At 66.3% G+C, this 13,999-nt stretch carries 18 protein-coding genes, 1 tRNA gene and 1 pseudogene; 10 read left to right on the forward strand and 10 right to left on the reverse strand.

Annotation, left to right across the window (positions count from 1 at the left end):
* Positions 1 to 9: 9 nt before the first annotated feature.
* From P3W75_RS27050 to P3W75_RS27075, 6 genes are all read right to left on the reverse strand, one after another.
* The gene (locus P3W75_RS27050; RefSeq protein ID WP_276230391.1) at positions 10 to 987 is read right to left on the reverse strand and encodes a sulfonate ABC transporter substrate-binding protein; all 978 of its coding nucleotides are present in this window, start codon (positions 985 to 987) and stop codon (positions 10 to 12) included.
* 143 nt (positions 988 to 1,130) lie between these two features.
* Positions 1,131 to 1,724, reverse strand: coding sequence for an NADPH-dependent FMN reductase (gene ssuE, locus P3W75_RS27055; protein WP_276230392.1), 594 nt, complete (start codon positions 1,722 to 1,724; stop codon positions 1,131 to 1,133).
* 267 nt (positions 1,725 to 1,991) lie between these two features.
* Entirely contained in the window at positions 1,992 to 2,741 is a 750-nt protein-coding gene (locus P3W75_RS27060; RefSeq protein WP_276230393.1) for an ABC transporter ATP-binding protein, read from the reverse strand.
* Positions 2,738 to 3,562, reverse strand: coding sequence for an ABC transporter permease (locus tag P3W75_RS27065; protein WP_276230394.1), 825 nt, complete (start codon positions 3,560 to 3,562; stop codon positions 2,738 to 2,740). The genes P3W75_RS27060 and P3W75_RS27065 overlap by 4 nt, the downstream gene beginning before the upstream one ends.
* Before the next feature lie 4 nt (positions 3,563 to 3,566).
* A complete protein-coding gene (locus P3W75_RS27070; protein ID WP_276230395.1) occupies positions 3,567 to 4,577 on the reverse strand; it encodes an aliphatic sulfonate ABC transporter substrate-binding protein in 1,011 nt (336 codons plus the stop codon).
* Positions 4,578 to 4,755: 178 nt separating this feature from the next.
* Positions 4,756 to 5,394: a peroxiredoxin gene (locus P3W75_RS27075; protein ID WP_276230396.1), complete on the reverse strand. Its 639-nt coding sequence runs from the start codon at positions 5,392 to 5,394 to the stop codon at positions 4,756 to 4,758.
* A gap of 248 nt (positions 5,395 to 5,642) precedes the next feature.
* Between P3W75_RS27075 and P3W75_RS27080 the strand changes: the two genes are divergently transcribed.
* Complete coding sequence (locus tag P3W75_RS27080; protein WP_276230397.1) at positions 5,643 to 5,852, forward strand: DUF6316 family protein; 210 nt, start codon at positions 5,643 to 5,645, stop codon at positions 5,850 to 5,852.
* A 77-nt stretch (positions 5,853 to 5,929) separates the two neighbouring features.
* Here P3W75_RS27080 and P3W75_RS27085 read toward each other — a convergent pair whose 3' ends face one another.
* Positions 5,930 to 6,265, reverse strand: coding sequence for a hypothetical protein (locus P3W75_RS27085; RefSeq protein WP_276230398.1), 336 nt, complete (start codon positions 6,263 to 6,265; stop codon positions 5,930 to 5,932).
* A 294-nt stretch (positions 6,266 to 6,559) separates the two neighbouring features.
* Between P3W75_RS27085 and P3W75_RS27090 the strand changes: the two genes are divergently transcribed.
* Positions 6,560 to 6,700 carry a hypothetical protein gene (locus P3W75_RS27090; protein ID WP_276230399.1) on the forward strand — a complete coding sequence of 47 codons (141 nt, stop codon included), beginning with the start codon at positions 6,560 to 6,562 and terminating at the stop codon, positions 6,698 to 6,700.
* 169 nt (positions 6,701 to 6,869) lie between these two features.
* Complete coding sequence (locus P3W75_RS27095) at positions 6,870 to 8,141, forward strand: diguanylate cyclase domain-containing protein (RefSeq protein ID WP_276230400.1); 1,272 nt, start codon at positions 6,870 to 6,872, stop codon at positions 8,139 to 8,141.
* Positions 8,142 to 8,211: 70 nt separating this feature from the next.
* On the opposite strand, the pseudogene P3W75_RS27100 reads toward P3W75_RS27095, so the two are convergent.
* Positions 8,212 to 8,580: pseudogene (locus tag P3W75_RS27100) on the reverse strand (transposase); the annotation flags it as partial.
* Positions 8,581 to 8,766: 186 nt separating this feature from the next.
* On the opposite strand from P3W75_RS27100, the gene P3W75_RS27105 reads away from it, so the two are divergent.
* Positions 8,767 to 9,711: a Dyp-type peroxidase gene (locus P3W75_RS27105; RefSeq protein WP_276230401.1), complete on the forward strand. Its 945-nt coding sequence runs from the start codon at positions 8,767 to 8,769 to the stop codon at positions 9,709 to 9,711.
* Positions 9,712 to 9,861: 150 nt separating this feature from the next.
* Here P3W75_RS27105 and P3W75_RS27110 read toward each other — a convergent pair whose 3' ends face one another.
* Positions 9,862 to 10,152 (reverse strand): hypothetical protein, encoded by a 291-nt coding sequence (locus tag P3W75_RS27110; protein WP_276230402.1) that lies wholly within the window; start codon positions 10,150 to 10,152, stop codon positions 9,862 to 9,864.
* Between the two features lie 465 nt (positions 10,153 to 10,617).
* Positions 10,618 to 10,705, reverse strand: a tRNA-Ser gene (locus P3W75_RS27115).
* Between the two features lie 129 nt (positions 10,706 to 10,834).
* Here P3W75_RS27115 and P3W75_RS27120 point away from each other — a divergent pair.
* The 6 genes from P3W75_RS27120 to P3W75_RS27145 all read left to right on the forward strand — a co-directional run bounded on the left by P3W75_RS27120 (position 10,835) and on the right by P3W75_RS27145 (position 13,993).
* Positions 10,835 to 11,497, forward strand: coding sequence for a Bax inhibitor-1/YccA family protein (locus P3W75_RS27120; protein ID WP_276230403.1), 663 nt, complete (start codon positions 10,835 to 10,837; stop codon positions 11,495 to 11,497).
* Positions 11,498 to 11,612: 115 nt separating this feature from the next.
* Entirely contained in the window at positions 11,613 to 12,005 is a 393-nt protein-coding gene (gene tusD, locus P3W75_RS27125; RefSeq protein WP_276230404.1) for a sulfurtransferase complex subunit TusD, read from the forward strand.
* Positions 12,005 to 12,364: a sulfurtransferase complex subunit TusC gene (gene tusC / locus P3W75_RS27130; RefSeq protein WP_276230405.1), complete on the forward strand. Its 360-nt coding sequence runs from the start codon at positions 12,005 to 12,007 to the stop codon at positions 12,362 to 12,364. The genes tusD and tusC overlap by 1 nt, the downstream gene beginning before the upstream one ends.
* Positions 12,364 to 12,663, forward strand: a complete 300-nt coding sequence (gene tusB, locus P3W75_RS27135; protein WP_276230406.1) for a sulfurtransferase complex subunit TusB — start codon at positions 12,364 to 12,366, stop codon at positions 12,661 to 12,663. Before tusC ends, tusB begins: the two co-directional genes overlap by 1 nt.
* A complete protein-coding gene (locus P3W75_RS27140) occupies positions 12,660 to 12,995 on the forward strand; it encodes a TusE/DsrC/DsvC family sulfur relay protein (protein WP_276230407.1) in 336 nt (111 codons plus the stop codon). Before tusB ends, P3W75_RS27140 begins: the two co-directional genes overlap by 4 nt.
* Entirely contained in the window at positions 12,992 to 13,993 is a 1,002-nt protein-coding gene (locus P3W75_RS27145) for a glycosyl transferase family protein (protein WP_276230408.1), read from the forward strand. Before P3W75_RS27140 ends, P3W75_RS27145 begins: the two co-directional genes overlap by 4 nt.
* The last annotated feature ends 6 nt before the right edge of the window (positions 13,994 to 13,999 follow it).

Here is a 13,999-nt window from a genome sequence, read left to right on the forward strand (position 1 = left end):
TCCTGCTCGTCAGTTGCTGGCGGCCACCTTGGCCTTGCTGTCCGCAGGCGGAGTCCAGACCACGTCCTTGATGCTCAGGGCCTTGGGGATCAGCTTCAGCTGGGTGAAGGTGTCGGCGATCTTCTGTTGCTTGGCCGCCACCTCGGGGGTGATGAACTGCGCGCCGTAGCCCTGGCGCTTGACCGCCTGCAGGGTGATGTCGGCGGGCAGGCCGAGCAGCGGCGCGACCTGCTCGGTGACCTGCTGCGGGTTGGCCTTGGACCATTCGCCAACCTGGCGAACCTCGTCGACCAGGGTGGTCAGCACCTGCGGGTGCTGCTTGGCGTAGCCGCGGGTGGCCAGGTAGAACTGGTGGTTGTCGGCGAGGCCGGTGGCGTCGACCAGGGTGCGCGCCTGCAGCTGCTTCTCGGCGGCGGCCTGGTACGGGTCCCAGATCACCCAGGCGTCGACGATGCCACGCTCGAAGGCGGCGCGGGCGTCGGCCGGCGGCAGGTACACCGGCTGGATGTCGCTGTACTTCAGGCCGTTCTCTTCCAGCGCGCGCACCAGCAGGTAGTGCACGTTGGAGCCCTTGTTCAGGGCGACCTTCTTGCCCTTGAGCTCGGCCACCGACTTGATCGGGGAATCCTTGGGCAGCAGGATCGCCTCGCTGGTCGGCGCCGGCGGCTCGCTGGCCACGTAGACCAGGTCGGCGCCAGCGGCCTGGGCGAACACCGGCGGGGTCTCGCCGGTAACGCCGAAATCGATGCTGCCGACGTTCAGCCCTTCGAGCAGCTGCGGGCCGCCGGGGAACTCGGTCCACTGCACCTTGATGCCCTGCTCGGCCAGGCGCTTCTCCAGCGTGCCGCGGGCCTTGAGCAGCACCAGGGTGCCGTATTTCTGGTAGCCGATACGCAGGGTACCGGGTTGTTCTTCGGCTTGGGCGCCGTGGGCCAGGGTCGCGATCAGCAGGGCCGCCAATCCACCACGCAAAGTCAGGCTACGCATGTGCTTGCTCCTTTGTCCTTGTCGTCATGTGCTTGCCGGACCTGCGCTCCCGTTGGCGGGATGCTGAGGGCCTGGATTCGTGTTGTGTCGCGGCGCCACCCGCTGCCGTGTCGGGGCTTGCGGGCGCGGCCGTCGGGTTCGCGTCAGATGCTCCAGCGCGCCTTCAGCAAGCGCTCGTTGAGCAGGTTCGGGTCGATCGGCCGCGGCCTGCGGGCCAGGGCGCCATGGAACTGTTCGAGGGACTCCAGCAGGCGCTGTTCCAGCAGCGGCGCCAGCTGCGCGGGGTGCTCGGCGCTGGCGTAGGCGATCTGCGAATCCTCGGCGAACACGCCCTGCAGCATCTCCTGGGCCTTGAGCGCGGCCAGCACCGGCTTGAGCGCGTAGTCCACGGCGAGCATGTGCGCGCTGCTGCCGCCGGTGGCCAGGGGCAGCACCACCTTGTGGCTGAGGGCGCGTTCGGGCAGCAGGTCGAGCAGCACCTTGAGGGCGCCGGCGATCGAGGCCTTGTAGACCGGGGTGGCGATCACCAGGCCGTCGGCCCGCGCCACCTGTTCCAGCAGCTCCAGCACCTGGGGGCTGTCGAAGCGGGCATGCAACAGGTCCTCGGCGGCGAAATCGCGAATCTGGTAGGAGCGCACCTCGACGCCGCGTTCGTGCAGCCACTGGCGGGCGATGTCCAGCAGGACCGCGGAGCGGGAGCGCTGGCTGGGACTGCCGGCGAGGGTCACCACATACATTGCACGCTTCCTTATAACTGAAAGAGCCGGCTTTCGGCCGGCTCGCTAACCAACGTGCATAGACCTTAACAGGGCTTTTTATATTCCAATAAATGTTATTTATTCATTTGCTTATAACTTAAATCATAAACTCGCATACCTACCCCTTCCCTTGTCGTCTCCGCGAATGCAGAGATCCAGAGCCTCTGGGCTCCCGCGTTCGCGGGAGTGACGGAGTGGAGTGCGTTCGCGAGCCAGCTCGCTCCTGCGGCGAAGCCAAATGCCGAATCAGATGACGTGGGAAAGCTGCAGCTCGGTCAGCGCTTCGCCGCGCAGGTAGGCCAGCTCCACCGCGCGGCGGTCGCGCGGGCGCTCCAGCGGCACCGGGAATTCACGGCGCACGCGGCTCGGCGTACCGCCCAGGAGCAGCACGCGATCGCCCAGGTAGAAGGCTTCGTCAAGGTCGTGGGTGACCAGCAGGATGCTGATGTCGTACTCCTGCGCCAGGTCCTGGATCAGGTCCTGCAGGCGCAGGCGGGTGAAGGCGTCCACCGCGCTGAACGGCTCGTCCAGCAGCAGCACCTGCGGCCGCCCGTAGAGCCCGCGGGCGATGGCCGCGCGCTGCGCCATGCCGCCGGACAGTTGCTTGGGCAGCAGGCCGCCCTTGCCTTCCAGGCCCACGTCACGCAGCAGCCGGGCGATGCGCTGGCCGTCGGCCAGCCAGCCGTCGGCGAAGCCGACGTTCTGCGCCACCGTCAGCCAGGGCAGCAGGCGCGGCTCCTGGAACACCACGCCGATGCCGCCGCCACGGCCACTCTCGCCGTCCGGGCCGAAGCCCAGCAGCGGATTGCGCTCAAGGCGCCCGGCGAAGTCCTGGTCGAGGCCGGCGGCGATCCGAAGCAGGGTGCTCTTGCCGCAGCCGCTGGGGCCGAGCAGGCTGACCACCTCGCCCGGCGCCAGGGCCAGGTCGATCTCATCCAGCACCCGCGCGCCATTGAAACTCTTGCGGATGCCGCGCAATTCCAGCAACGCGCTCATGCCTTGTCCTCCAGGCCGTCGAAACTGTCGCGCCAGGCCAGGGCGCGTCGCTCGACGGCCTTGAGCAGGCCGTCGCTGAGCTTGCCGAGCACGGCCAGGACCAGGATGGCGGCGATCACGATGTCCGGCCGCGAGGTCTCGCGGCCGTCGCTGAGCAGGTAGCCGAGGCCACGGGTGGCGGCGATCAGCTCGGCGGCGACAAGGAACATCCAGCTCAGGCTGAGCGCACCGCGCAGCCCGGTGAACAGGCTCGGCAGCGCCGCCGGCAGGAGAATGCGTCGCGCCAGGGTGAAACTGGACAGGTGATACAGCCGCCCCAGTTCCACCCACTTGCGATCCACCCCGCGCACGCCGGCGACCAGCGCCAGGTACACCGGGAAGAAGGCGCCCAGGGCGATCAGCACCACCTTGGGGGTTTCGTCGATGCCCAGCCAGAGCAGCAGCAAGGGCACCCAGGCCAGGCTGGGAATGGCTCGCAGGGCCTGGCAGCTCGGTTCCAGGTAGGCCTCCGCGCGACGGCTGAGGCCGACCCAGGTGCCGATCAGCAGCGCCGCGAAGGAACCGATGGCGAAGCCGCTGGCGACCCGCGCCAGGCTCGCGCCGATGTGCTGCCAGAGCTCCCCGTGGGCCAGTTGCCAGAGGGTCAGCGCGACCGTGCTCGGCGCCGGCATCTGGTTCTCCGCCAGCCAGCCGACCCGCACCGCCAGCTCGAGGCCGGCGCACAGCAGCAGGGGCAGCACCCAGGCCCGCCAGCGCGGGGCCCGCAAGCGCAGGGACAGGCGCGCCACGCGGCGGCCGAGGCTCAGGCTCTGCACGGCCATGGGCTCAGTTCCCCGACTGCGCCAGGGGCTGCTTGCCGATCACCTCGCCGGCCAGCTGCGGGTCGATCAGTTGCTCGACCACCCGGTTCACATCGGTACCCGGGCGCACCAGTTGCTCATCCACCAGGATCGGCGCGGCGGCCTTGAGCGCGGCGATCTGCTCGGCGCCAGGCAGCGGCTGGCTGAAGTCGGTGCGCGAGAGCTGCAGCTTGGCGACTTCCAGCGGCAGCTTGGCTTCCTCGGCCAGCAGCTTGGCGGTCTCTTCGGGGTGTTCGACGGCCCAGTGGCGGGCGCGCTCATAGGCGCCGATCACCTGCTTGATCAGCTGCGGCTGCTCGCGAGCGAAGCGCTCGGTGACGCTGAGCACGCCATAGCTGTTGAAATTGACGTTGCGGTACAGCAGCCGCGAGCCGGCCTGCAGTTCGCTGGCGGCCATGTGCGGGTCGAGCCCGGCCCAGGCGTCCACCTGGCCGCGCTCCAGGGCGGTGCGGCCATCGGGGTGCTGCAGGTGGACGATCTCCACGTCGCCCTTGCCCAGGCCGACGCTCTGCAGGCTGCGCAGCAGGAACAGGTAGGGGTCGGTGCCCTTGGTGGCGGCGACCTTGCGACCCTTGAGGTCAGCGAGGGACTTGATCGGCGAGTCCTTGGCCACCACCAGCGCGGTCCACTCCGGGCGCGAGGCGATGTACACGGTCTTCAGCGGGCTGCCGTTGGCGCGGCTGAGCACGGCGGCCAGGCCGGCGGTCGAGGCGAAATCGGTGCTGCCGGCGTTGAGGTATTCCAGCGAGCGGTTGCTGCCCTGGCTGAACACCCAGCGCACCTCAGTGCCCTGGGGCTTGAGCGCTTCCTCCAGCCAGCCGAAGTGCTTGAGCACCAGGCTGGTGGGCGCGTAGTAGGCGTAGTCCAGGCGGACTTCCCTGGGGGTTTCGGCGTGAGCGGCGGAACTGAAGGCACCGAGCGGCAGACACGCCAGGAGAGCGGCGGTCAGGCTGCGGCGCCAGGTGGACGGACCCATGGTCGATCTCCTTGGCGGCGTGGCTGACGTCTTCTCCCCGTTGGCGGGCAAGTCAGAACGGAAAACAAAGCGCGGCGGGCGCTGCGCGGGACTGGAAAAAAAGGTGGCCGGCGAACCGGCCAAAAACCCTACTCGTGGTGTGCAAAACGGGCGGCCGCGCGACGCGGCCGCGAAAGACTCAGCGGTTCGGCTGCGGGGTCAGGCGCAGGTAAGGCTTGATCGCCTTGTAGCCTTTGGGGAAGCGCTGGCGGATTTCCTCCTCGTCCTTCAGCGAGGGCACGATCACCACGTCGTCGCCGTCCTGCCAGTTGCCCGGCGTGGCGACCTTGTGGTTGTCGGTGAGTTGCAGCGAATCCACCACCCGCAGGATTTCGTTGAAGTTGCGCCCGGTACTGGCCGGATAGGTGATGGTCAGGCGCACCTTCTTGTTCGGGTCGATGACGAACAGCGAACGCACCGTCAGGGTGTCGTTGGCGTTCGGGTGGATCAGGTCGTAGAGCTCGGAAACCTTGCGGTCGGCGTCGGCGATGATCGGGAAGTTGACGACCGTGTTCTGGGTCTCGTTGATGTCGTCGATCCACTTCACGTGGGAGTCCACCGGGTCCACCGAGAGCGCGATGGCCTTGACCCCGCGCTTGGCGAATTCGTCCTTGAGCTTGGCGGTCAGGCCCAGCTCGGTGGTGCACACCGGGGTGAAGTCCGCCGGGTGCGAGAAGAGGATGCCCCAGCTGTTGCCGAGCCACTCATGGAAGCGGATGCGACCTTCACTGGATTCCTGTTCGAAGTCGGGGGCGATGTCGCCGAGACGCAGACTCATGGGTAAGGCTCCTGGTTCGTTGTGGGCTCACTATGCACAAGGGCGAAATTCATTAAAAAGAATAAATTTCGATTTTCTTATAACTAAAATTATAGAAACCGCAATCCGGGCCACTTCCAGCCCGGCTGCCCGGGCCCTTCAGCATAGCTCCCATCCTCCGTGCCACCTGCCGTTCATCGCCTGCGCTACACCGAAGGCGCCGCCGCCTATACTGAAATCATTAACCCCATTGTGTGGGAGGTATCCTGATGTTCGGTCAAAGGGACAACGACAGTGCGCCGGGCACCCACTACCGGAGCGACCGCATCAGCTCGGTCAACGGTCAGTACTTCTTTTCCACCCGCGAAGGCACGCTCGAAGGCCCCTTCTTCACCCGCTTCGATGCAGAGCGCGAGGTGGCGCAATACATCAGCCGCATGCAGCAGGCCGCAGGGTTGTACGCGCGGGTGGCGCATTAGGCGCAGAACGTGCAGAACGTGCAGAACGTAAAAAGCCCCGGCATCGGCCGGGGCTTTTTTCATTCAGACGAAAGGCGTCAGGCGAGTCCGAAGACAGCCCAGCAGAGCATCCCCGCGACCGCCGCGGCCAGGGTGAGGCGGCGCCAACGGTTGAGCTTCGCCAGGCGCCTGGCGGAAAGCTCGGGGAGCAACGTCGAGATGGCCCGGCGCAGTTGCTCATGGGCCAGCAACGAGCCGACGGCCAACGCGGCGCCCAGGGTGGCGAGCCAACCGGCGCGATCGTGGTCGTCGGGGAAGAACAGGACGAACAGGCAGACGATCACGGACAGCAGCAGGAACGCCCCGGCCAGGCGCATGCGCGCACGGTAGGCGTGACGGGTACCACCACTGGTGTCGGCAACTGATCGGAACAACGGCTGGATCCTCCGAAAGGATCTGGATGATAGCCATTCAGGTAGCCGATTCCAATTGGCCACTACATAAATCCTACAAATACATAGGAATCGACTGCCCTCCGACTCGTGACGAAAACGTCGGACATGGCGCGATAGAGCGTACGAGAGGATTTCGGGAAGCCCTCAAGGCAATGCAAAGCCGGCTCGGGCACAGTGGCATCCAGCGGCGCCGCCCCCAAAACGCAGGTGGTGGAAGCGCAGTCCGCCAGGCGAGACGCCCAGAGCATTCCACTTCAGCTGCTCCCGGAAATCGTGCCCCTGACCTCGGACGAAAAACGCCGCCTGTTCCTGCCTGAACGCTTTTCCGAAGCGCAGAGGAAAGAGATCGAGAAGGCCTGGTCGCAGCTCGACAAACCCGCCCATGAGATGACGTGGCGTGGCGCGCCGGGCTAGACGGGCGCCCGCCACGAGCGTCAGTCTCGGCCGGCTGTCGCATCCCCTGCGGTTGGACGCTCCGTGCCAAGCGGCGAATAACAGGATGGATAGAGTTTGTAGGCGAACTGCCACCCGTAGATAGGCATAATGCAGGCATCGCCCAGCCTCATGGATCGGTCGCTGCCCGATGATCGCCCTGTGCGTCGCCCTGCTCGCCACTCTGTCCAGCCTGGCTCTGCTGCGGGCGTTGCACCGCCAGCGCCAGCAGCATTGTGCCCTGCTGGCGGAGTTGGACGTGGGCGTGTTGCAACTGGACCGTGATGGTCGGGTGAGCTGGCACAACCCGGCCGCGGCCGAACTGCTCGGCTGTACCGGCACGCCGCTGCGGGGCCTACGCCTGCGAGAACGTCTGCCGCAGTTGGCCGCGTCAGCCGGCCCGGTGCAGGTCACGGGCGATGATGGCCAGCCGCGCGCGATACACATCAGCCAGCACGGCGCGGCCAATGCCACGCAATGGCTGCTGATCCGTCCGATCCTGGTCGAGGCCGAGCGCTTCCAGCGCAGCCAGTATTTCGCCCGCATCGGTACCTGGGACTGGGACATCGACACCAGCCATCTGTACTGGTCCGACGCCATCTACGGCATGTTCGGCTATTCGGTCGACGAAGTGACACCGAGCTACGAGCTGTTCTGCAACGCGGTTCACCCGGACGATCGCGCCCGTGTGCGCGCCGGCGAATTGCGCTGCATCGAAACCGGCGAGAACCACGACGAAGAGTATCGGGTGGTCTGGCCGGACGGCACGCTGCACTGGCTGCGCGAGACCGGCAACGTGGTCAAGGACGAACGTGGCACGCCCATCAAGATGATGGGCGTGGTGCGCGATATCACCGAGGAGAAAGCCTGGGCCAACCAGTTGCACCGACTGGCCCACCATGACCCGCTGACCGGCCTGCCCAACCGCCTGGTGTTCGAGGAACGCCTGGAAAGCGCCCTGGCTTTGGCCCGGCGCAACCACAGCCGTATTGCACTGGTGTTCATCGACCTCAACGGTTTCAAGGCGATCAACGACAGCTTTGGCCATGCGGCGGGCGACCAGGTGCTGCGGACCACCGCGACCCGCCTGCACGATGCACTGCGCAACTCGGACAGCGTGGCGCGCCTGGGTGGCGACGAGTTCGTCACCCTGCTGGAAGGACTATCGGCCGAGCGCGCCCCTGAGGACGAGGCCCGGGTGATCGCGGAGAGGTTGCTGCTACCGCTGGACGCACCAATCCGCCTGGGCGACACGCTGCAGCGGGTCGGAGTCAGCCTGGGTATCGCCCTCTTCCCCGACCACGCGCAGACCCGCGACCAGCTAATCCATGTTGCCGATCTGGCGATGTACGAGGCCAAGCGCAGCGGCGACAACCAGTACCGCCTGGGCCAGGCGCAGACGCTGCGCGCCCGTAGGGGCTGACTCAGATAATGCTCGACTCGGTCTCCTCCATCCGAGGTTTCAGCTTGGTACGGGTGAATTGCGGTCACGGTTGCTGACACAGCACCACGAACTGCCGGCAGACGCCGGGGATGGCCTTGCGAAAATGGGCGATGGTCTTGAAGTCCGGTGCCAGACGCCCGGTCAGCCACATCCATTCGACGTTGCGCTGAGCCTCACGCTCAAGCCGGCGACTGGATGGGATGCGATTGAGGTAGCCGTAGATATGGAGCCTCAGCAAAACGCAGGGATGGTAAGCGGAGCAACCCGTTTCTGCCGGGACGATACCGTCGAAGCCCAGCCTGCCGGGGCCGAACACATCGACGACTCGATCAGGGTTGGTGTCCGCGACCTAATCATCCAGGCTCTCGGGCCGTAGCGTGGCTTGGCCTCGATGCTCGCCGTGGATGAAACCCTTCATGGAGTGCCCCCCACGATGAATCCCGCCGGAAACATGGCAAGGGGGCTGGCCACGCTTTTACACAACCTGGGCCGACAGCTGACAACGGCGGGTCCTTGGTCTAGAGCAGCCAGAATTGTCAGCGTGACTAGCGGCCTGCTTTGATAACCTCATCCTTCCCCATTTCGATAGCGGCGCATGGAACCTATGCTCAACGAATCCCCCCTCCCCCAGGCAGTCGACAGTCCGATTACCCGCAGCGCGATCATCCTGGTCGCCACCCTGGCGCCGGGAAAGGACTGGAGCACTGTGCGCTCGCTCTGCGAGGACGTTGCTGCGCTGGTGCGCTCAGTCGGCAAGCGTGTGCCGACGGGCAATCTGTCCTGCGTAGTAGGCTTTGGTTCAGCGGCTTGGGACGCACTCTTCGGCGCTCCGCGGCCGGCCTCCCTGCACGCTTTCCGCGAGATGGGTACGGGGGAGCGTGTCGCCGTGTCCACCCCCGGTGACCTGCTGCTGCACATCCGCGCCGAGCACATGGACCTCTGCTTCGAACTCGCGGCACAACTGGTCGCGCGCCTGGGCGACGCCGTCACGGTGGTCGATGAAGTCCAGGGTTTTCGCTACTTCGACATGCGCAGCATCATCGGTTTCGTGGACGGCACCGAGAATCCGGAAGGCCGGGACATCCCGCACTTCACCCTCGTCGGCGACGAGGATGCGGACTTCGCCGGCGGCAGCTACGTCCTGGTGCAGAAATACCTGCATGACATGGCAGGCTGGAACCAGCTCTCTACCGAAGCTCAGGAACGTATCATCGGTCGCACCAAACTGGCCGACATCGAACTGGGAGATGACGTGAAGCCCAGCTGCTCGCACAGTTCCCTGACCACCCTGGAGAAGAACGGCCAGGAGGTGAAGATCCTCCGCGACAACATGCCGTTCGGCCGCCCCGGAGCGGGAGAGTTCGGCACCTACTTCATCGGCTATGCCCGCTCCCCGGCGCCGGTCGAGGAAATGCTGGAAAACATGTTCATAGGTCGCCCAGCCGGCAACTATGATCGCCTGCTGGACTACAGCAAGGCAGTGACGGGCAGCCTGTTCTTCGTGCCTTCCGCCGACCTGCTGGAATCGCTGGCCAACAAGGCGCCCTGAAGGAACTTCTTCCACGCGGCCGCTACCGGTCCTTCGCAACAGCTCTACAACGGCTGAAGCACTCGGCGCATGCCGGGAATGCGGCCCTGTCGGGTTTCAGATCCCCGCCATATCCCCCGAAGGGCGGCCTTTTCGTTGCCGGTGCGCCTGCTACAGCAGGCCCACCAGCGCATGGCCGGGCAGTACGCGGAAGTCGATCGACATCATCACGCTCAGCGCGCTGATCGCGATGAGGGAGAACGCGACGAGGTCTGGAATGCCGTGTACGCCCAGGCGTGCATCGAACTGCGTGACGCGATGGACTTGGCGTATCTGATGGCCCAGCGGCCGAGCGACGTGCTGATCGCCCGCGCGCCTGGCATCGACGGTGACTTCCTCAGCACCTCCCAGGGAAAAAACCGCGAAAAAGCTGCGAATTCGCCTGATCAATGCAGCTGGCAAGACCGATCTCGGCATCCTGATTGATCGCCGGCTCCAGCAGCGGAAGGACCGCCACATCGTTGGCCGCTACCTGGTAACCACCCCAGACGGACGGAGGCTCACCGCCCGATGTCGCGCATTCGGTTCGATGAGGCCCGGGAGGCTGCAGCCAGGGCGGCGCTGGAGAACCTCGACGAGACGTTGGCAACTGCCGTCCGGCAATTCCAGTTCCGCGACATCCGCCCCAAGGCCGCCTCGGAAATCGACGACCTGAGCCGCGCCTCGAAACGGCTCGGGCATACCGACAGGCGCATCACCGAAACGGTGCATCGGCGCGTTGGCAAGGTTGTCGACCCAACCCGCTGGACGAATGTTACGGAAAACGGCCTTAAGGTTACGGAAATAAACCGCTGGCAATGTCGTTGCCATGAGCCCCGGGCAGAAACGCGAAAGCCCCGACGTGCGGGGCTTTCAGCGTGCTCAAATTGGCGGAAGCGTAGAGATTCGAACTCTAGGACAGTTGCCCGTCGGCGGTTTTCAAGACCGCTGCCTTAAACCACTCGGCCACGCTTCCATGAAGGGCCGCCATAGTACCGAATCGCAACACACTGTCAAACTCTGATCCTACGTCCGACAGAAGGCTTTGTTATGATGCCTTCACTATGGTCACGGAATCCCATTCCGCTAACAGGAGTGTCTAGCCATGCAAGAACGCCAATACCTCAGCCCCGCCGCGGCGGAGCAACGGGAAGTCAGCGGAGTCCTGCGCAACACCTACGGCCTGCTGGCCATGACCCTGGCCTTCAGCGGCCTGGTCGCCTACATCTCGCAACAGCTGCACCTGCCGCACCCCGGCCTGGTGCTGATGCTGGTCGGTTTCTACGGCCTGTTCTTCCTCACCATGAAGCTGCGCGACAGCGGCTGGGGCCTGGTCACCACCTTCGCCCTCACCGGCTTCATGGGCTACACCCTCGGCCCGATCCTGAACCTGTACCTGGGCATGGCCAACGGCGCCAGCATCATCTCCTCGGCGTTCTTCATGACCGCCCTGGTGTTCTTCGGCCTGTCCGCCTACGTGCTGACCACCCGCCGCGACATGAGCTTCCTGTCCGGCTTCATCACCGCGGGCTTCTTCGTCCTGCTGGGCGCGGTTCTGGTTTCCCTCTTCTTCCAGATCAGCGGCCTGCAACTGGCGATCAGCGCCGGCTTCGTGCTGTTCTCCTCGGCCGCCATCCTGTTCCAGACCAGCGCGATCATCCACGGCGGCGAGCGCAACTACATCATGGCCACCGTGAGCCTCTACATCTCCATCTACAACATGTTCATCAGCCTGCTGCAGATCTTCGGCATCATGAGCCGCGACTGACAGCCACCCGGCACCTCGGAAAAGCCCGCCTCGGCGGGCTTTTTCCGTTTCCGGCGCAGCAAAATCCCCGCGCTGGCCTTATCATCGCGCAGTGATCCGCCAGCAGCCGCTTCCCATGAAATTCGCCATCGCCCTGTTCGCCCCATCCCACTCGCCCGCCGCCCGGCGCGCCTTGCGCTTCGCCGAGGCGACCCTGGCCGGTGGCCATGAGATCGTTCGCCTGTTCTTCTACCAGGACGGCGTGCACAGCGCCTCGAGCAACCCGGTGAGCGGCCAGGACGAACTGGACGTGGCCGCGGCCTGGAGCCGCTTCGTCGGCGAGCACCAGCTCGACGCCGTGGTCTGCATCGCCGCCGCCCTGCGCCGTGGCGTGCTCAATGCCGAGGAAGCCGCGCGCTACCAGCGCCCGGCGGCCAACCTGCAGGCGCCCTGGGAGCTGTCCGGCCTCGGCCAGCTGCACGAAGCGGCGCAACTGGCGGACCGTCTGGTCTGCTTCGGAGGCACCTGATGGCCAAGTCCCTGCTGATCGTCAGCCGCCAGGCGCCCTGGAGCGGCCCCGGCGCCCGCGAGGCGCTGGACATCGCCCTGGCCGGCGGCGCCTTCGACCTGCCCATCGCCCTGCTCTTCCTCGACGACGGGGTGTTCCAGCTGGCCCCCGGCCAACAGCCGACGAGCCTGGAGCAGAAAGACCTGCAGGCCAACCTCCAGGCGCTGCCGCTGTTCGGCGTCGAGGAACTCTTCGCCGCCTCGCGCAGCCTCGCCGAACGCGGCCTGGCCGGCGCCGGCCTGAGCCTGCCGGTACAGGTGCTGGACGACACCGAACTGCGCCAGCTGACCCAGCGATTCGACCAGGTGATCACCCTCTGATGAGCACACTGCATCTGCTATCCCACTCCCCCTTCGGCGATGGCCGCCTGGACAGCTGCCTGCTGCTGCTCGGCGCCGACGACGGCCTGCTGCTCAGCGGCGACGCGGTCTACGCCCTGGCCCTCGGCAGCGCCCCGCGTCAGCGCCTGGAGAGTCTGCCCAACGCCTGCTTCGCCCTCGACGAGGACCTGCAGGCGCGTGGCCTGCTGGCATCCCTGCCGGCCAACCTGCGGGCGGTCGACTACCCTGGCTTCGTCGAACTCTGCACCCGCTACGACAAGGTCAACGCCTGGCTATGAATACCCTGACGGTGGAAGGGCGCAGCCTCGCCCTCGACAAGGACGGCTACCTGCAATACCTGGACGACTGGTCGGTGCCCGCCGCCGAGGCCCTGGCCCAGCAGGAAGGCCTGCACCTGAGCCCCGAGCACTGGGAAATCCTGCACTTGCTGCGCGAGTTCTACGCGCAGTTCCAGCTGTCGCCGGCCAACCGCCCGCTGATCAAGTACGTGGCCCAGCGCCTGGGCGCGGAAAAAGGCAACAGCCTGCACCTCAACCTCCTGTTCAAGGGCACCCCGGCCAAGCTTGCCGCCAAGCTCGCCGGCCTGCCGAAGCCGACCAACTGCCTATGACCGCCGCCCCCCTCGTCCTGCAGACACCCGCCGAACACCCCTTCGCCGCCTTCGTGCGCATCCTCGGCAAGGGCAAGCGCGGCGCGCGCAGCCTGACCCGCGAGGAAGCCCGCGAGGCCCTCGGCCTGATCCTCGACGACAAGGTCGAGGAAGCCCAACTGGGCGCCTTCCTCATGCTGCTGCGGCACAAGGAGGAAAGCGCCGAGGAGCTCGCCGGTTTCACCGAAGCCGTGCGCGCGCGCCTGGCGGCCCCGTCGATCGCCGTCGACCTCGACTGGCCCAGCTATGCCGGCAAGAAGCGCCACCTGGCCTGGTACCTGCTGGCGGCCAAGTGCCTGGCCGGCGGCGGCACCCGCATCCTGCTGCACGGCGGCGGCGCACACACCGCCGGGCGCCTGTACACCGAGCAACTGCTGCAGACCCTCGCCATCCCGCTGTGCCGCGACTGGAGCGCCGTCGGCGAGGCGCTCGACCGCGAAGGCCTGGCCTTCGCTCCGCTGGTGGACTGGATGCCGGCCCTGCAGCGGATGATCGACCTGCGCAACACCCTCGGTCTGCGTTCGCCGATCCACTCGCTGGTGCGCCTGCTCAACCCGCTGCGGGCGAACTGCGTGCTGCAGAGCATCTTCCACCCCGGCTACCAGGAAACCCACCGCGAAGGCAGCCGCCTGCTCGCCGACCGCGCCATCGTCATCAAGGGCGAAGGCGGCGAGATCGAGGTCAACCCGGACAGCCCCGCGCACCTCTACGGCACCGAAGCCGGCGTGAGCTGGGACGAGGAATGGCCGGCACTCTCGGCGCTGCGCCACGTCAAGCCGGAGCGGCTGGACCCGCAGGTGCTGGTGGAAGTCTGGCGCGGCCAGCGCGAGGACGGCTACGGCGAACTGGCCGTGCTCTCCACCATGGCGCTGGCCCTGCGCGCCCAGGGCCGCGACCGCGATAGCGCCTTCGCAGAGGCCCGCGAACGCTGGGCTGCGCGCAACCGATCGAATATCTAGATCGCT

The sequence above is a fragment of the Pseudomonas citronellolis genome, from assembly GCF_029335315.1.
In the GTDB taxonomy this organism is placed as follows: Bacteria; Pseudomonadota; Gammaproteobacteria; order Pseudomonadales; family Pseudomonadaceae; genus Pseudomonas; species Pseudomonas citronellolis_A.